General features: G+C 44.9%; 17 protein-coding genes and 1 pseudogene. 9 read left to right on the forward strand and 9 right to left on the reverse strand.

What is annotated here, in order from left to right:
- Positions 1 to 49: 49 nt before the first annotated feature.
- Both IEY18_RS10135 and IEY18_RS10140 read left to right on the forward strand, forming a co-directional pair.
- Positions 50 to 1546, forward strand: a complete 1497-nt coding sequence (locus IEY18_RS10135; RefSeq protein WP_188920397.1) for a diguanylate cyclase — start codon at positions 50 to 52, stop codon at positions 1544 to 1546.
- A gap of 236 nt (positions 1547 to 1782) precedes the next feature.
- Positions 1783 to 2052: a YihD family protein gene (locus IEY18_RS10140; RefSeq protein ID WP_188920399.1), complete on the forward strand. Its 270-nt coding sequence runs from the start codon at positions 1783 to 1785 to the stop codon at positions 2050 to 2052.
- 93 nt (positions 2053 to 2145) lie between these two features.
- On the opposite strand, the gene glnA is transcribed toward IEY18_RS10140, so the two are convergent.
- Positions 2146 to 3555, reverse strand: coding sequence for a glutamate--ammonia ligase (gene glnA, locus IEY18_RS10145; RefSeq protein ID WP_188920401.1), 1410 nt, complete (start codon positions 3553 to 3555; stop codon positions 2146 to 2148).
- 446 nt (positions 3556 to 4001) lie between these two features.
- On the opposite strand from glnA, the gene typA reads away from it, so the two are divergent.
- Positions 4002 to 5822 carry a translational GTPase TypA gene (typA, locus tag IEY18_RS10150; RefSeq protein WP_188920403.1) on the forward strand — a complete coding sequence of 607 codons (1821 nt, stop codon included), beginning with the start codon at positions 4002 to 4004 and terminating at the stop codon, positions 5820 to 5822.
- Positions 5823 to 5889: 67 nt separating this feature from the next.
- Here the strand turns inward: typA and IEY18_RS10155 are convergent, their stop codons facing one another.
- Positions 5890 to 6540 carry a DUF2959 domain-containing protein gene (locus IEY18_RS10155; protein ID WP_188920405.1) on the reverse strand — a complete coding sequence of 217 codons (651 nt, stop codon included), beginning with the start codon at positions 6538 to 6540 and terminating at the stop codon, positions 5890 to 5892.
- 53 nt (positions 6541 to 6593) lie between these two features.
- The gene (locus IEY18_RS10160) at positions 6594 to 6815 is read right to left on the reverse strand and encodes a hypothetical protein (protein WP_188920406.1); all 222 of its coding nucleotides are present in this window, start codon (positions 6813 to 6815) and stop codon (positions 6594 to 6596) included.
- A gap of 231 nt (positions 6816 to 7046) precedes the next feature.
- On the opposite strand from IEY18_RS10160, the gene IEY18_RS10165 reads away from it, so the two are divergent.
- From IEY18_RS10165 to IEY18_RS10190, 6 genes are all read left to right on the forward strand, one after another.
- Positions 7047 to 7958, forward strand: a complete 912-nt coding sequence (locus IEY18_RS10165) for a virulence factor BrkB family protein (RefSeq protein WP_188920581.1) — start codon at positions 7047 to 7049, stop codon at positions 7956 to 7958.
- Positions 7959 to 7967: 9 nt separating this feature from the next.
- On the forward strand, positions 7968 to 8903 hold the full coding sequence (locus IEY18_RS10170) for an alpha/beta fold hydrolase (RefSeq protein WP_188920408.1): 936 nt from the start codon (positions 7968 to 7970) through the stop codon (positions 8901 to 8903).
- Between the two features lie 9 nt (positions 8904 to 8912).
- The gene (locus IEY18_RS10175) at positions 8913 to 9476 is read left to right on the forward strand and encodes a hypothetical protein (protein ID WP_188920410.1); all 564 of its coding nucleotides are present in this window, start codon (positions 8913 to 8915) and stop codon (positions 9474 to 9476) included.
- A gap of 62 nt (positions 9477 to 9538) precedes the next feature.
- On the forward strand, positions 9539 to 9976 hold the full coding sequence (gene dtd, locus IEY18_RS10180) for a D-aminoacyl-tRNA deacylase (protein WP_188920412.1): 438 nt from the start codon (positions 9539 to 9541) through the stop codon (positions 9974 to 9976).
- Between the two features lie 10 nt (positions 9977 to 9986).
- Complete coding sequence (locus IEY18_RS10185) at positions 9987 to 10439, forward strand: thioesterase domain-containing protein (protein ID WP_188920414.1); 453 nt, start codon at positions 9987 to 9989, stop codon at positions 10437 to 10439.
- Between the two features lie 217 nt (positions 10440 to 10656).
- Positions 10657 to 11265, forward strand: a complete 609-nt coding sequence (locus IEY18_RS10190; RefSeq protein WP_188920416.1) for an FMN-dependent NADH-azoreductase — start codon at positions 10657 to 10659, stop codon at positions 11263 to 11265.
- Positions 11266 to 11316: 51 nt separating this feature from the next.
- Here IEY18_RS10190 and IEY18_RS10195 read toward each other — a convergent pair whose 3' ends face one another.
- The 6 genes and pseudogenes from IEY18_RS10195 to ridA form a co-directional block, all read right to left on the reverse strand.
- A complete protein-coding gene (locus tag IEY18_RS10195) occupies positions 11317 to 12225 on the reverse strand; it encodes a DUF3014 domain-containing protein (protein ID WP_188920419.1) in 909 nt (302 codons plus the stop codon).
- A 147-nt stretch (positions 12226 to 12372) separates the two neighbouring features.
- Entirely contained in the window at positions 12373 to 14448 is a 2076-nt protein-coding gene (recG, locus tag IEY18_RS10200; protein WP_188920421.1) for an ATP-dependent DNA helicase RecG, read from the reverse strand.
- A gap of 153 nt (positions 14449 to 14601) precedes the next feature.
- A pseudogene (locus IEY18_RS17420) lies at positions 14602 to 14682 on the reverse strand (DNA-binding response regulator); the annotation flags it as partial.
- 108 nt (positions 14683 to 14790) lie between these two features.
- Positions 14791 to 16446, reverse strand: coding sequence for an AMP-binding protein (locus tag IEY18_RS10205; protein ID WP_188920583.1), 1656 nt, complete (start codon positions 16444 to 16446; stop codon positions 14791 to 14793).
- Positions 16447 to 16734: 288 nt separating this feature from the next.
- Complete coding sequence (gene trmH, locus IEY18_RS10210; RefSeq protein ID WP_188920423.1) at positions 16735 to 17436, reverse strand: tRNA (guanosine(18)-2'-O)-methyltransferase TrmH; 702 nt, start codon at positions 17434 to 17436, stop codon at positions 16735 to 16737.
- Positions 17437 to 17540: 104 nt separating this feature from the next.
- Positions 17541 to 17924 carry a deaminase RidA gene (gene ridA, locus IEY18_RS10215; protein WP_188920425.1) on the reverse strand — a complete coding sequence of 128 codons (384 nt, stop codon included), beginning with the start codon at positions 17922 to 17924 and terminating at the stop codon, positions 17541 to 17543.
- Positions 17925 to 17943 lie beyond the last annotated feature (19 nt).

Below are 17943 nucleotides of genomic sequence, written 5' to 3' on the forward strand. Positions count from 1 at the left end.
TTATTTTGGCTATATTCAACTATTAACTCGCTGAAACTCAGGTTTACCAATGGAATATGCACCACAGCTTGCATCGTTAAGGGATATGACGGAAAACGAACAGGTTATTCGCTCATTATATGCGATTACCTCTTCATATGAACAAAGCCTGCAACAACGTATAGAGCGTCTGCTTCAGCTCGGGTGTCAGCGATTTGGCTTAGATATCGGTATTCTGTCCCATGTCGTCGGTGATGAATACAAAATCCTATACCATACTGCGCCTGAAGGTGTCCCATTGAGTAACGGTGACTGCTTTTCTGTGCAACGAACATATTGTATTCGCGCACTGACAGCCAAAGGACCTGTTGGCTTTGAGCATGTCGCCCAAAGCGATTTTGCAACTCACCCTGCCTATAAGGATTTTGGTTTAGAGAGCTATATTGGTGCACCAGTCATGGTGAATGATGAAGTCTATGGCACGCTAAACTTTTCTAGTCCCAATCCATCACACAAGCCTTTTGACTTAATTGATATTGATGCCTTGCAGTTAATGACCAACTGGATTGGCACTGAAATCACCAAAGATATGGCCTTGCAAGAGTTATCGTTATCCAATCAAAAGTTAAAGAAGGCAGAAGCCATTTTGGCTCAAGTGGTGGAAGTCGCGCCCGCTTGTATCATCATGATTAACGAAAACGGCGATATTGAACTTGTCAATCAAGAAACCGAGCGCATGTTTGGCTATGGCCGTGATGAGTTGTTGGGAGAAAAGTTAGAGATATTGCTGCCGCTATCGATGCGAGGCAGTCATGCAGGCATGCGTAACCAGTTTATGCGTAATTTGGATAGCAGGATTATGGCGGGCCGTGAGTTATTTGCCCGGAAAAAATCAGGAGAGGAGTTTCCTGTTGAAATTGGGCTAAACTCGGTCAAGGCTGAGGGACAAAGCTGGGTGCTTAGCGCGGTTATTGATATAACCGAGCGGAAGCGGTACGAAAATGAAATTATCGGCCAGAAAAAGATGCTAGAACAGGTCAATGAATTGTTAGCAACCCAAGCGAATACGGATAGTTTAACTGGTTTGTTCAATCGTCGTGTATTTTTCGACAAATTGACCAATTTGTTGGATCTATTCACCGCAAAAAGCAAACCAATTAGCATATTGCTGCTCGACCTTGATTATTTTAAACAGATTAATGATACCTATGGTCATAACAAAGGGGATCAAGTCCTGAAAGAGTTAGCTATTCATTTAAAGGCGCAGGCGCGTGATAGTGATCTAGTTGCGAGATACGGTGGTGAAGAGTTTGTTATTGTGTTGCCAGAAACGGACCAGTTGCGGGCCAATAGAACCGCAGAGCGGCTGTGTAAAAAAATAGAAGCGGTTGATTTTGGTTGTCCTGTCACGGTGAGCATAGGGGTGGCGACGTTAAGTGAAGCGAGCCCAACTAAATTGCTGGTTGATGACTTTGTTGAGCAAGCTGATCAAGCACTTTATGCATCCAAAATAGCGGGCCGCAACCGCACAACCCATTTTCAAGATGTCGCTCAAAATGAGTCATAAACTCAATGAGATAATTTAATAAACTAAAGCACACTATGAGCCCAAGCATTTGCTTGGGCTTTTTTATGGCTGTAGTACTGTCACTGAATCGAGAGTGATCCAAATCCCGAATTGCTATCAAAGCTCGAGGATGACAAATACTCATGCAAAAGGTGTGGATATTGCTTGATAAATGCGATAGGGAAGGATAATTTGAAGTCACAAATCTAATTGCTGTCGTTTATAAAGGTGATCACATGCATACCCATCGCGTAAATGAATTGATTGAGTTACTTCAGGAAGAGTGGCTAAAAGAGCCAGAAATCAACCTAGTGGATTTTTTACAGAAGCTGGCAGAAGAAGCAAAGTTTTCTGGGAAGTTAGAAGAGCTAAATGACGATGTTCTTTTTTATCATCTAAAAATGCGTAATTCAGCTGAGGATGAGTTAATCCCAGGGATCGCAAAAGATTACGAAGAAGATTTCAAAACCGCCATTTTGCGTGCGCGTGGCATGCTTGATGAATAGATGACAGGTTGGGTGAATCACTTATCCGTGAACACCCAATATTGGCCATAAAAAAAACCGCCTAAAGGCGGTTTTTTTTATGAGGCAGCTAAATTATAGGCTGTAGTACATTTCGAACTCTAATGGATGAGTCGTGTTGTTTACACGCTCAACATCAGCGTTCTTCAGCTCAATGTATGAGTTGATGAAGTCATCGTTGAATACACCGCCACGAGTTAAGAACTCACGGTCTGCATCTAATGACTCAAGTGCATTCTGTAGAGAAGTTGCAACCGTAGGGATTTGCAATGCTTCTTCAGCAGGTAGGTCATATAGATCTTTGTCCATCGCATCGCCAGGGTGGATCTTGTTCTGGATACCGTCAAGGCCAGCCATCAACATTGCAGAGAATGCTAAGTATGGGTTTGCCATTGGGTCAGGGAAGCGAACTTCAATACGACGAGCTTTTGGTGTAGGTACAACAGGAATACGAATCGACGCACTACGGTTACGAGCTGAGTAAGCAAGCATTACAGGGGCTTCAAAGTGTGGAATTAGACGCTTGTACGAGTTTGTTGAAGGGTTCGTAAATGCGTTAATTGCACGAGCGTGCTTAATGATACCACCGATGTAGTAAAGCGCTGTCTCGCTTAGTCCGCCGTACTTGTCACCAGCAAATAGGTTTACACCATCTTTTGCTAGTGATTGGTGAACGTGCATACCGCTACCGTTATCACCCACAACAGGCTTAGGCATGAATGTCGCTGTTTTACCGTAGGCATGTGCAACATTGTGTACAACATACTTGAGGGTAAGTACTTCATCAGCTTTCAATGTTAGTGTGTTGAAACGTGTTGCAATTTCGTTTTGACCAGCTGTTGCAACTTCGTGGTGATGCGCTTCAACAACTTGTCCCATTTCTTCAAGAACAAGACACATTGCACTACGGATATCTTGTGAAGAATCAACCGGTGCAACTGGGAAGTAACCGCCTTTTACGCCAGGACGGTGGCCAGTGTTGCCATCTTCATACTCTTTACCTGAGTTCCAAGCTGCTTCTTCAGAATCAACTTTATAGAAGGAACCAGACATGTCAGTACCGAAGCGCACATCGTCAAATAGGAAGAACTCTGGCTCAGGACCAATGAAGACACTGTCAGCGATTCCAGTAGAACGCATGTACTCTTCAGCATTCTTCGCGATTGAGCGAGGGTCACGGTTGTAGCCCTGCATGGTTCCTGGCTCAAGGATGTCACAACGAATGTTCGCTGTAGTTTCAGCAGTGAACGGATCAAGGACGAATGTAGATGGATCTGGCATAAGAACCATGTCTGATTCGTTAATACCTTTCCAACCGACGATTGAAGAACCATCAAACATTTTTCCGTCTTCGAAAAAATCAGCATCAATTTGGTGAGCAGGGATTGAAACGTGTTGCTCTTTACCTTTGGTATCTGAAAAACGTAAATCAACAAATTTGACTTCCAGCTCTTCTAGTTGCTGTAAAACCTGTTCAACTGACATTATGTTGCCTCCGCGTAGGGTAAGGGGTTGCCCTTATTTTTAATCTTTATAACGATATTTTGTGATGCATTTTTGACCAAGGCCAAGTTAGACTACACATCTATTCGATTGGCCTTGCATCAAGGTAATCGATTCTCAGGATTTGGAGCAAGTTATTTGCGAGACTTGTGCCAACTTTTTATATGATTGATGTATAAGGTATTGCAAGACTTTGCCTTCCTTCTGTACAACCTTTTTGCACCAAATTGGTGCTAGTGTCGCGCCATAATGGTGCAATGTTCATTGTGGTGCAATGTGCGTTGCAAAGCATTATTTACAAGTGTCTAAAAAATAATCCTGTGCGATATGTGTTTGCTAGAGTAGAATGGCACGCTTTTTATTTCAACGACAGCTAAAATGTCGTTGTCAGTCCCTATATTTTTGTTCAATGGTAAGAGGTTTATCCGGTGCTAGAGAATTTACGTAACATCGCCATTATTGCACACGTTGACCATGGTAAAACAACCTTGGTTGATAAGTTGCTGGCGCAGTCAGGAACCCTTGAAAGTCGAGGCGAGGCCGCTGAGCGGGTGATGGATTCTAATGATCTTGAGAAAGAACGTGGAATCACAATTCTGGCAAAGAACACTGCCATTAAGTGGAACGACTACCGTATCAATATTGTAGACACACCGGGTCACGCCGACTTTGGTGGTGAGGTAGAACGTGTCCTGTCTATGGTTGATTCAGTATTGCTGCTGGTTGATGCTGTAGATGGTCCAATGCCACAAACGCGTTTTGTAACCAAAAAAGCGTTTGCTCAAGGTTTGAAGCCAATTGTCGTCATTAACAAAATTGACCGTCCTGGTGCACGCCCTGATTGGGTTATTGATCAAGTCTTTGACTTATTTGATAATTTAGGTGCGACCGACGAGCAATTGGATTTCCCTATTGTATATGCTTCAGCGCTTAATGGTTTTGCTACGCTTGACCCAGATGAGCAAAGTGAAGATATGACGCCACTTTTCCAAACGATTGTGGAAAAAGTGAGCTCACCAGATGCGGATGCAGAAGGTGATTTTCAAATGCAGGTGTCGCAACTCGATTACAACTCATATGTAGGCGTTATCGGTATTGGCCGCATCAAACGCGGTAGCGTAAAAACCAATCAGCAGGTCACCATTGTTGGCGCTGATGGTAAAACTCGTAACGGTAAGATGGGCCAAGTTCTCGGTTATATGGGGCTTGATCGTCATGAAGTTGAAGAAGCGAACGCCGGTGACATCGTTGCGATCACTGGTCTTGGTGAGCTGAAAATCTCTGACACCATTTGTGCGCAAACAGCTGTTGAAGCGTTACCGCCGCTTTCTGTTGATGAGCCAACACTTACGATGACTTTCCAAGTCAACACGTCACCATTTGCCGGTAAAGAAGGCAAATACGTAACGTCACGTAATATCCTAGAGCGTTTACAGCAAGAACTTGTTCATAACGTCGCACTTCGTGTCGAAGAAACCGATAGTCCAGATCGATTCCGCGTATCAGGCCGTGGTGAGTTACACCTTGGTATCTTGATTGAGAATATGCGCCGCGAAGGTTATGAACTTGCCGTTTCACGTCCTGAAGTTATCGTTAAAGAAGTTGATGGCCAAATGTGTGAGCCTTTTGAAACACTGACCGTTGATGTGGAAGAAGAGCATCAAGGAACTGTGATTGAAAAGCTAGGCACACGTAAGGGTGACATGAAAGATATGCAGCTTGATGGTAAAGGCCGCGTCCGTATCGACTTTGTTATTCCAAGCCGTGGGTTAATTGGTTTCCAAACTGAGTTCATGACCGCAACATCTGGTACCGGTCTTATCTATCACACATTTGACCATTATGGTCCTGTGAAGGGTGGTGATATCGGTCAACGTGCGCGTGGCGTCTTGATTTCAAATGCAACGGGTAAAGCTCTTACATTTGCACTCTTTGGTTTGCAAGATCGTGGCCGCCTCTTTATTGGCCATGCCGCGGAAGTATATGAAGGGCAAGTGATTGGTCTTCATGCGCGTGCAAATGATCTGACGGTGAACTGTTTGAAAGGCAAACAGCTAACGAACATGCGTGCTTCTGGTACTGATGAAGCGCAAGTGCTAACACCACATATTCAAATGACGTTAGAGCAAGCACTAGAGTTTATCGATGATGATGAACTCGTCGAAGTTACGCCACAGAACATCCGTGTTCGTAAGCGTCTTCTTACTGAAAGTGAGCGTAAACGCGCGAGCCGTGCACCAAAAGACTAAACGTCTATTTATATATTCACAAAAAAGCCCGCATCATGCGGGCTTTTTTTTGGAACCAAGCAGCCGATTACTTACCGCTTTCTAATGACTCAATAAATTTCGTTGATTCATCAATTGAACGATTCATTTCACGAATGAGCGAAGAGATATCAGTTTGCAAACTAGAAAACTCACCTTTAATCGCACCAATGGCTTGGGCGTTGAGGTTATGTTTTAGATACAACATATTATCTTTCATTGCCGTCAAAATAGGTGGCATCTTATCTTCAGCACGGCGCATACTCGAAAGTAACTTGCTGTAAGAACGGCGGGTTTGCTTTAGCTTCGACTCGCTGTTGCGGCGTAAGCTTGCTTTACTAATCTCACCAATTTCTGTTTGCCATTCATCAAATAGAGCTTCTGCAACATCTTCAACTTTGTTGATGCGCTTGGTGACATCATCCGCTGCACCCTGAGCAGATTCATATTCGTCTTTGGCTTTGTTATAAGCACTTTGTAAGTCGCCACCGTCATGGTTGAGCAGAGCCTGCATCTCTTCAAGTGCTGAGCTAAATTGTTCTTGTGCTTCTTGCTGAGATTCTTTGGCATCTTGAACACGGTCAACCATAATGTCGCGCTTGTGGTAACCCACTTTTTCCATAGCACCATAGTAGGCGCTTTGGCAGCCGCCAAGTAGCAAACTACCGGCAACGAGTGATAGGGCGATGTACTTTTTCATAACTTTAGCCTTATGCGTAATCAGGTGAGCGGTGTGGAGTTCACCGGGCAAGTTTATTCGGCGCGAAATTTTGCCGCGTCGATAACTGCCCAGATATGGGCAATACCACCGATTATCGCGGGGAAAATCAGCCACCACATGGCATAACCCACAATCGTGACGATACAAAATAAAATTGCGGCGAGAATACGGCCTTGAACCAGTTGACCAAGACCTGGGAAAAACAAACTAGCGATAGCGGCAAGTACATTGCCTGCAGAGCCTTGTTGCGACATCAAAACACTCCTTATTGGGTTACCTATTTGTTTTTATAGTTATAGGATTAAGTTAAGCTATTGTACGAAGTTATCAAATGAAAACAATATGCTTTGTCACTACCAGAGCAAATAGGTGCTTGCTTTATCCCATGCATACAATCACTAATGCGTGCTTTTGGTTGTTAGCATATGGGCAAGCCAAGATGAACTGAGTCGCTGTTATTTGAAAAGAGTTGATAAACACCCATGATGATTGAGAAGTATGACCGCCAATATTTTAGCCGACTCACCCAAGGTTGCTGGCACTTTTGTAAGCACCTATGGCGGCGCGTGCGTCAAGACCAAATTAATATTCGAGCCGGTCATCTTGCCTATGTTACTTTGCTTTCCTTGGTTCCTATGGTGGCAGTCACCATGTCGATGCTCTCAGCGTTTCCTGTGTTTAAGGGAATACGAGGGCAAATTGAATCGTTTATTTATGAGAACTTTCTGCCTGCATCTGGTGACACGGTACAGGTTTATATCAATGAGTTTGTCAGTAATGCGTCTAAAGGAACCGCTGTGGGTGTTGCTGCGCTTGTGATCGTCGCAATTTTCTTGATTTCAGCGATTGATAAGGCTTTGAATAATATTTGGCGAACCAAAGAAAAACGTCAAATTGTGGTGTCCTTTTCAATGTATTGGATGGTACTCACCTTGGGCCCAGTACTTGTGGGGGCAAGTTTAGTTGCGACATCATATCTGGTCACCCTATCCATTTTTGATGAACCCAGCCTATCAGGTGTCGGTCCTTTCATTATTCAGCGGCTCCCGATGCTGTTTTCATTAGCCGCATTCTTGCTCTTGTATATGGTGGTACCAAACCAAAAAGTGAAGCTATTGCACGCTTTGTTAGGGGCTGTGGTCTCAGCTTCATTGTTTGAGGCTGGAAAAAAGGGCTTTGCTTTATACGTCACTCATTTTCCGAGTTATGAAGCAATTTATGGCGCATTGGCCACGATCCCGATACTGTTCGTCTGGGTTTATTTATCATGGATGATTGTTTTGTTAGGCGCAGAAATTACGGCAGCAATGCCTGAATACCTTGATGGTCGACAAAATACGCCCCACGATACCAAGGGAGCGGGCGAGAGCGAAGACAGTGGGTCTAACCCTGTGTAAAGGATATACATGAGCGATAATGCGCTGATCCGCCATGACAGGCTTAGTGTTGATGGCACTCATAAAATCTATCTCGCGCAATTTGGCAATCCCGAGGGGGTGCCGATTTTGTATCTACATGGTGGGCCCGGTGCAGGCTGTTATTTAGAAGAGCTTAAGCTATTCGACTTGAATCGTTATCGCGTACTACTGCTCGATCAAAGGGGCTGTGGTCATTCGTTGCCCCAAGGATGTCTACAAGATAACAATTTAACTGCACTTCTAGAAGATATTGAAAAAGTGCGGCAATGGTTAAATATTGACTCCTGGTATATGGCTGGAGGATCTTTCGGTGCAACACTGGGCTTGATTTACAGTGGCCTATATCCCCAGCGTGTTAAGTCTCAGGTCTATTGGGGGGCTTTTATTCCTTCAAAAGATGCTGTGCAATGGCTTTATGGGCAGCAAGGTGCAGCACTTGAGTTTCCGAATGAATACCGACGTTTCAGCCAAGGGATAGGGGTACAAGCTTCAACAGTAGAACTGTTTCAGCTCTATCATCAAGGAATGCATCACCAAGATCCCAGTGTTAAGCAGCACTTTATCCACCGATGGATAAAATGGGAGGCGAGGCTTGCGTTGCCTGACCGCTTTTTAAGGTTCGTTGATGAACAGCGGGCAGAAGATTTAGCGAAAACAGAGTTGCACTTTGCTTTGAATGATTACTTCGATGCAGAGCGACTGCTTGCCAAAGTTACGCCCAAAATTAAAGCGCCCACATATCTGTTACAGGGCGAAAATGACTGGGTATGCCCGTACAAATTTGTCAAATCGTATCAGCATAGGTTCAGTAACACTCAGATAAAGTATCACCTTGTTCTAGGAGGCAACCACTCCTTAGACAATCAAGCGATGTGTCATGCCGTTCAACAGACTCTAGAGGACTTTGTTTATCGGCCTAGCTAAGGAAAACCCATGAGAGTGTTAATCGTTTTAAGCTTGTTGTTCAGTCTTTCAGCGTGCGCAACCACAGAGTCAAAGACCCCTCAGTCGAATCATTCCGCGATTGCAATTGAGCTCGGCGGGCTCGATACCCAGCAAGCTAATACGGCCATATTTCAAGCGCTCCTGAAACAGGGGTACTTGGTTGAATCTGTCAAAGATTCTGGTGTCGCTGTACAATTTGGTAAGCATCAGTTTTTGCTAGAAACACAGTTAGATAAAACGGGATTTAATCGAATTTTGGTGAACCGTTTTTACGCGGTGCATCCTAAAGTTCAGAATTCTGATCAACTCTATATTCTGATTAGCTCTTTGAATCAACAATTGAATTTTGCTAAGTTTGTGGTTCGGCAAAAAGGTACAGTTGTGCAGCTGCAAACAGCCGCAAGCTTTAATCTGTCGATTGAGTTAGAAGAAATCCGTAAATTCTTATTGTGGACCTCGGATGGCATTGAGCATGTGGCGAATGGTTTGCCAAAAGAGCTTGGGCAGGTGATCAAACCTATTCCAGTCATGAAACCAAAACAACCGATATAACATTATCCTGCTTGAACGGGGGAGTTCATGTTTTCCAATCAATACCAACAGGAAGCATTGCATTGATTGCATTAATTCAGAGAGTAAAGCGCGCGTCAGTTACAGTAGATCACGAGATGGTTGGCGCTATCAATCAAGGCCTTCTGGTTTTCCTTGGCGTGGAACAGCATGATGATGTGGAGTCGATGAAGAAACTGGCCAATAAAGTGATGAAATATCGGGTGTTTGCTGATGAGCAAGGCAAGATGAACTTAAATGTTGCCCAAATTGGTGGACAGCTCCTTGTCGTCTCGCAATTTACACTTGCTGCGGATACCGGCCGTGGGCTCAGACCGAGTTTCTCTGGTGCAGGTACGCCTCAACTTGCCGAAACATTATATGAAAGTTTTGTTGATTATTGCATGCAGCAAGGGGTGAATACTCAATGCGGCCAATTTGCAGCAGACATGCAAGTTGAGCTGATCAACGATGGCCCCGTCACGTTCCACTTGCAGGTATGACAAGATAAGCATGCAAATCGCCCCGCTCCTTGAAAAACTAAAGCAGACTTGGCACCAAACAATACCCGTAAGTGAATTTATGGGCGTTACGCCAAGTCGATTGGTACAGCAGCTCAATGGTGACGAGTTTACAGTAACCGCGCCATTAGTACCCAATGTAAACCTACATCAAACCATGTTTGCCGGTAGCATTTATACCATCATGACCCTGACAGGTTGGGGAATGGTATGGTTGCAACAAGCATTAGCTCAGGTGGATGGAGATATTGTACTGGCAGATGCCAACATTCGTTATTTAAAACCGGTAAATGCTGATGTAGAAGCACAGGTTATCTGGCCGGCTGGCTCGTGGCAGGAGACGTCCAGTGGCCATAAAAAAGTATTGTTGCGCGTTTCATTATTTTGTAAAGGCGAGCTATGTGCAGAGTTTGAAGGTCTATATTTCAGTAAGCGACGGATATAATTTGCTACTTTTTGTTCGATTTCATTAGGACTATTTATGCCCGCTTAAGACGATTTCAATAAGTTGGCTTGGGTAATTTCATTTCTTTGATTCACGCTTATCACTCAAAACCATTCGATTTTTACGAACCTTTTGTCGTATTTTATCTGCTTTTTTTCGTTTTAATTGCTTCTTAAACTGATGACTATCAATTGAGATTGAACTTACGGAGTCAAACATGTCATCAGTATTGTTATTAAAGTCGAGCATTTTAGGTGAGTATTCACAATCAAATAAACTTGTAGACCTATTTAAGCATGCGTTTAGCGAGCTAAATGCTGAACTCATCGAGCGAGATTTAGCAGTTTCACCCATTCCTATGTTAGATGGCGAGTTAGTCCAAGGGTTTGGTGGTGTCGATGCCCCGACTCAAAGGCAGCAGCAAGCTTTAGCTCTGTCGGATGAGTTAATTGCCGAGATTCAGCAAAGTGACACCCTGGTCATGGCGGCTCCCATGTATAACTTTATGATCCCTGCTCAACTGAAAAGTTGGATTGATTTTATTTCTAGAGCGGGTGTGACATTTCGCTATACCGAGCAAGGTCCTGTTGGAGCGTTGACTGGTAAGCGTGTCATTGTGGTCACCACCCGTGGTGGTAAACATCAGGGGACAGCAACAGATCAGATTACGCCTTATTTGCAAACGGTGCTGGGCTTTTTGGGAATGACTGAGGTTGAATTTGTATATGCGGAAGCGCTGAATATGGGGAGTGAAGCGGCAAACGAGAACCTAGATTCTGCTCAGCAACAGATCCAAAGATTATTGGCCAGTGCGACTGTGCGCTAACCAGAAATATTTATGATGGCGAATAACGCTTGCTTGGTCTTGCGTCCGCAGTTAAGGGTTGGTGATTACGTTACGGATTTGTCTCAGCGATGCTTTCACCTTGCGTGCATTATCTGGCCCCATTCGTAGCATTAGCTTTTGAGCACTGGGCAGTGCCTCTAACGCAGGGTCGACAAATTGATAGTTGACACTCACACCATCTAATTCGATCGGATCTTCGATGATTGGAGCATCAAGCATTACTTCTATCGCTTGCTCGAGGCGCTGGGCAAATAGCACATCGCCATATCCAAGCTCGGCGTATGCTTCATCAAGTAATGGGGCGATAGTGACGTAGCTATTTGCAAGTGCATTTAGATCAATTCCAGCTAATAGATCGGCATAAATATCATAGCGATGGAAGCTATCGGGATTGAGATAAGTTTTGTTGGTGATATCTGCAACGGTAAATTTCTGTTTCGGCCCCGCCATTGGGCTTACTTTTCTGGCCAGCTCACCTTGAGCAAGGTTATCGACAAAAACAACAAATTGGCGGGCGATATTTTCTGGCACCAGAAGCGATGAAACTGACATGCCATTGGTAATCGATTCAAGCTCTTTCTCAACAAAGGCGTCACTTTGAGCTAGTTTAGGTAGAGGTGGAGTTGTTGGCTCTTCGCTTGCGGCTTCGGTTTGGGGCTCTTCAGGGGCCGGGCTGCTTGTTGCTTCAACTGGCGGTGTGACCGCTGTTTCTGGCTCAGGCAAGTCAACTTCTGTAGGTAACGGCTCTGCTGGAGCTGGATCAGGCACTTCGACGACAACTGCTTCTTGGCGTGATTCTGTTTTTGGGTTTTCAGAGGTGATTGCGTAGTAAGCGCCAATACAGATCATAAATACACCCGCAATCACGGTAATTGACATATTGTTGGGGCCATCTGAAGTATTAGAGGGTGTACTTCGATCTTGCTGATTGGCTTGCATTGGTTTTCCTTTTTCATGGCACACTATTATTGTGCGCGGTTTTATTCTGCAGACTTACAAGAGCAGGGTCTAGCATCTTGCGCCCTATATTAGGGGATATTTGTTTTCGAATTGTTTCAGCATTGGCTGTGATTTAGCATTTCGTGATTAAGCTTGAACGTATTGTTCTCTATTTCCTAGCCAGCGATCTATAATCGCGTCTACATTCTGTGGCGTAGCTTGCATAATATGTTGTGCGAGTTTTTGAATATGAGGGATCAGTGCTTGATCTCGAACTAAATCGGCGACCTTCATATCAACCAAACCGGTTTGCCGTGTTCCTAAAACTTCACCCGGTCCGCGAATTTCTAAATCTTGCTGCGCGATAACAAAGCCATCATTACTCTGTCGCAGTACACCGAGCCTTTTCGTTGCTGTTGCTGAGAGCGGAGCTTTATACATCAAGACACAATGACTGGCGACCGCACCTCGGCCAACACGTCCTCGTAGTTGGTGCAATTGAGCCAAACCAAGGCGCTCAGGATTCTCAATAATCATTAAGCTGGCATTGGGTACATCAACACCAACTTCAATTACGGTGGTTGCAACCAGTAAATCGATGGTGCCAGCTTTAAAGTCAGCCATAATGCTTTGTTTTTTTGTGGGCTTCATTCGGCCGTGAACTAAGGCGACTTTGAGCTCAGGTAAAGCTTGCTGCAAAGCTTGAGCTGTATCCTCCGCTGCTTGGCACTCTAAAGCTTCTGACTCTTCGATTAGGGTGCAAACCCAGTAAGTTTGTCTTTGAGCATTCAGTGCAGCATGACGCACGCGATCAATCACTTCTTCACGACGACTGTCAGCGACAGCGACGGTTGTCACTGGCGTTCTGCCTGGAGGTAACTCATCAATAATAGAGGTATCCAAATCTGCGTAGGCTGTCATTGCTAGCGTTCTAGGGATGGGCGTGGCGGTCATAATGAGCTGATGTGGATGGTAACCTTGATGAATGCCTTTTTCTCGTAACTCAAGCCGCTGATGGACGCCAAAACGGTGTTGTTCATCAATAATAATCAGGGCCAATTTCTTAAAACGCACTTGTTCTTGAAATATAGCGTGCGTGCCGATCACCATGTGTGCTTCGCCGTTTTCGATCTCAGTTAAAGATTGAGCCCTGATTTTCCCTTTTAATTTTCCAGCGAGCCAGCCCACTTTCAAGCCTAGTGGTTCAAACCACTCATTAAAGTTATGCGCGTGTTGCTCTGCGAGGAGTTCAGTTGGAGCCATCATTGCCACTTGATAGCCATTTTCAATGGCCTGAAGTGCAGCCATGGCGGCCACAAGTGTTTTGCCGGAGCCGACGTCCCCCTGGACAAGGCGCATCATGGGAATCGGCTGTTCAAGATCATGGGCAATTTCTGAAACGACTCGTTGCTGTGCATTTGTGGGTTTAAAAGGCAGCGTATTGATGAACGGGTTGAGCAATTGTCCGCTTGCCGTCATTGGCTTTGCTAGGTCTTGGTTGCTTTTTTGTCTTAATTTGAGCATGCCTAGATTATGGGCAAGCAACTCCTCTTGTATCAGCCGTTGTTGAGCTGGATGTTGACCTTGCTCTAGCTCCCACAGCACCACATCGTTGGGGGGACGATGTAATGTGTGAATCGCTTGGCCCAATGAAAGGTGATTGGGTTGTAAGGTTTCAGGGAGGAGTTCCGCAAGCGCCCCTTGATTGAGCAATGTGAGTGCTTGCTCTGTCAGCTTAATCCAACTGGCTTGCTTTAGCCCTTCGGTTGTTGGATAAACTGGGGTGAGCGTGTCACTCAGTTCGACTTGGCTTTCATTTGAACTGATTTTGTAGTCGGGATGAATGATTTCTAATTGGTGTTTGCCTGCTTTTATTTCACCATAAGCGCGGATGTGCATGCCGGCTTGCATGCTGTTTTTTTGTGCCATCGAAAAATTGAAAAATCGCAACGTCATGGGGCCGGTTTCATCGCGAATCGTGCAGGTGAGCATACGTTTGCGGCCCGGAATGATTTGGGTGGCTTGAATTGTCCCTGCAACGGTGCCATAGCTCCCAGGATAAAGAGCAGCGATGGGGTAAATTTGGGTTCTGTCTTCGTAGCGTAAGGGCAGGTGGAATAGTAAATCTTGAACCGTTCGAATGCCTAGCTTCGAGAGTTTCTCCGCTACTTTCTTCGCGACCCCTTTGAGGTCGGTGATGGGCATAAGATCCAGCTGTTGCAATGCATTACCACTCAATCACTGTAAATATATACATATATTAACAGAGTCTCAGTTTTAGGCAATCTCTGCTAATATTGTCCGTCCTTCAATCAGTCGTGTCGGCATAATTTATGTTATTGGGTTTGAGTGTTGCGTATGAATTCGGTCAAGGATTTACAACCAGCATTTTTGTTTTGCGATCCGTGCTGCATCCACACGATTGCTCGCGACAAGTTTTGAAATGGCTTCAGATAAAAGGTCATGACTTGAAGGTGACAAAAGTCGTTCATTATTCATGGGAGCATGGTTCAAGCACAAAAAAGCACGCGGTGAGCGTGCTTTGATAACGACAAGGTTTAATCTTTAAATTTCATCTTGCCAACGAACCACTCGACCGCGTGTACCATCGACCAAGTTATTGAATTGTTTTTCCAACACGTGCCGTTTTATTTTCAAAGTTGGGGTGAGCACTTCATTTTCAATCGTCCACTCGTCTGTCGCAATGACAATTGCATCAACGGTTTCATGAGACTCTAAATGTGGATTGACGCTATCTAGGGTTTGCTGCAGAGAAACCCGTACTTCTTCTCTGGGTTGCAATGCCGCGCCTTCTGAAAGCTGTACCAATGCAATCGGGTGCGGTAGGCCTGCACCAATGACACAAATGAGTTCAACATGAGGATCTTGGGCTAACTTACGCTCAATGGGAACCGGTGCAACGTATTTGCCTTTGCTGGTTTTAAAATTGTCTTTGGTTCGGCCTGTAATCGTGACGCAACCATCAGCATCAATTTCACATAAATCACCGGTATGGAAGAAGCCTTCGTCATCAAAAGCCGATTGTGTGACTTCTGGTTCTAGATAGTAAGCACTCATGAGGCCGGCAGATTTCACTAATAACTCGCCGTTGTCAGCTTGTTTGATCTCACAGCCTTCAACTGCGCGTCCTACGCTGCCAATTTTGCTGGCATCAAATGGGTAGTTGATAATCGAGTATGCACAGTTTTCAGTCATGCCCCATGCTTCACTGATATTCAGTCCAATCTTGTGATACCAAGTGACGAGAGATGGTGGGATAGGTGCTGAGCCAGAGCCTAATAAATGGCAATGCTGTAGTCCAAGACCTTCACGGATTTTGCGTTTCACAATACTGCTAAGAATTGGAATTTTTAGCAGCATATTGAGCCGTTTGTAACCGATGCGGTCGACAATGTTCTTTTGGAACAAGCTCCATAAGCGTGGCACGGAGAAAAATACCGTGGGTCGAGCGCGTTGAATATCGTCCACGAAGCTGTCTAGGCTTTCGACAAAGGCGACTTGGCTGCCGGAATAAAAAGATGACCCTTGAATTGCAACACGTTCTGTAATGTGTGCTAAAGGTAGATATGATAAAAGCCGATCTTTGGGGGTGGTTTTTAAATCTCTAACCACCGCTTTACAGGTTTCAGAATAGGCGTGGAAGGTTTGGATAGCGCCTTTAGGTTTGCCGGTGGAACCCGAGGTATATATCAGCGTCATAATTTGTTCCGCTGTTGGTAACGGCGCTTCGACGAGCGGCTCTCCAAGTTCCAATAGTTGTTCCCAATGATACTGAGCGGGCATTGTTTCATAGGGCAGTGCGATTCGTAACAGCTCACCGCCAACGCCGGCTTCTTGTTCAGCCCAGTAATCGAGTTTGCCAACAAAAATTGCTTTTGCACCACTATGCTCCAATACATAGTTAATGGTATCTGCATTGGCTGTTGGATAAATCGGTACGCTAATATAGCCGCCATGCATCAAGGCTAAATCGATGATAAACCACTCTGCGCAGTTCTTAGATAGAAGGCCTATTTTGTCTCCAGGTTGGAAGCCAAGGTGACGAAGTGCGCCGGCAATCTGCTGCACCTGGCTTTGTACCTGCTGCCAAGTGAAATCCTTATACTGGCCATCAATGGGTTGTCTTAAATAAACTTGGTCACCTTGGGTTTCTACCCAACGTCCTAACATTTCAACGGGTGTGGTAATGTGCTCTGTCATTGGCGTTTCCACTGGCTGTGTCATGAGTGCTTCCATTTATCATTCCATTTATTTTTCTTATTAGAACTCAGACCAGTATGGGAATATTTGTGATCTATCGCAAGTTTTTTGGGCAATTGAGAGGTGTGGCGGGTGTCGGTTTCGCTGATGTTTCGACATTATGAATCGAACAGGTGTTTAAATTGCGGCGATGCTCTAGAGCTAGAGCGGATTGCCCGCACTAGCTATGTTTAAAAGAACGTTTTAAAAATAATTAAGAAAAAGTACAAAATTAATGTTTGTTGCAGGCTATTCTGGTTCTGCATCTGGATCAGGCGCGCGCATTCTTTCCCACCAACAAGCGTCGGCAACGATTTGACCTAGGGGGTCAATGGCAGGGTAAGGGATCCCTTTTCGGCGACACGCTTTCGCGTAAATCGGATGACCTTGCTCAAATAGTTTGGTTTGACAATAGGCCTCATCAAGTTTGCGTTGTCCGTATAAGTTGGCCAGTTGTCGCTGTCGTTGAGCTTCATACATCATTAACGCTGCCGCGACAGATACATTGAGTGATTGCACCATCCCAATCATCGGGATTTTTACTTGATGATCGGCATGTGCGATGGCTTCAGCACTCACACCATCCCGTTCGTTGCCAAGCACGATTGCGGTGGGTTTGGTGTAATCGATTTCTCTAAAGTCGACAGCTGACTCTGAAAAGTTGGTCACGACCACTTGCATTTCCTGGCGTTTAAATTGTTCAGCGGCTTCACTAAAATGGTAGTGCTTAATGGTTTTCACCCATTGTTGGCTTCCTGAAGCTGTATTGCCAGAAACGCGCATTTCGATATCTGGCCACACCGCATGCACTTGATGAATGCCAATGGCATCAGCAGTTCGGATGACAGCGGCAATATTATTGGTCTTATGGACCTTATCAAGACATACCGTGAGATCTGGCTGGCGGTTATCTAACATTTGATTTATGCGTTGAAGGCGTTCTGGACTCATGCGACTAACTCAATGGTTTATATCTATCGAATTCAATGTGGAAATTAGAATATTTTGTAGCATTAAAAAAGGGCGCTCAGCGCCCTTTTCTTGATGGTGTTGGGCTATAGCTCCATGACACCATCCATTTCAACCAACGAATCTTTTGGTAGCTGTTTGACACCCACAGCAGCACGAGCTGGGTAAGGCTGACTGAAGTAGCGACTCATGACTTCGTTGACTGTGGCAAAGTTGCTTAGATCGGTCATATAGATATTGAGTTTGACGATGTTTTGCAATGAACCACCTGCAGCTTGAGTCACTGCTGTTAGGTTTTCAAAAACCTGTACAACCTGTGCAGCAAAATCATCGCTGACCATTTCCATCGTCTCGGGAACTAATGGGATCTGCCCTGAAAGATAAACCGTATTGCCAACTTTGACAGCTTGTGAATAGGTGCCAATAGCCTGCGGGGCTTTGTCTGTTGCGATAATGATTTTGTCAGCCATAGATTGTCCCTCACTCATT

The sequence above is a fragment of the Shewanella gelidii genome (genome assembly GCF_014647855.1).
Taxonomy (GTDB): Bacteria; Pseudomonadota; Gammaproteobacteria; order Enterobacterales; family Shewanellaceae; genus Shewanella; species Shewanella gelidii.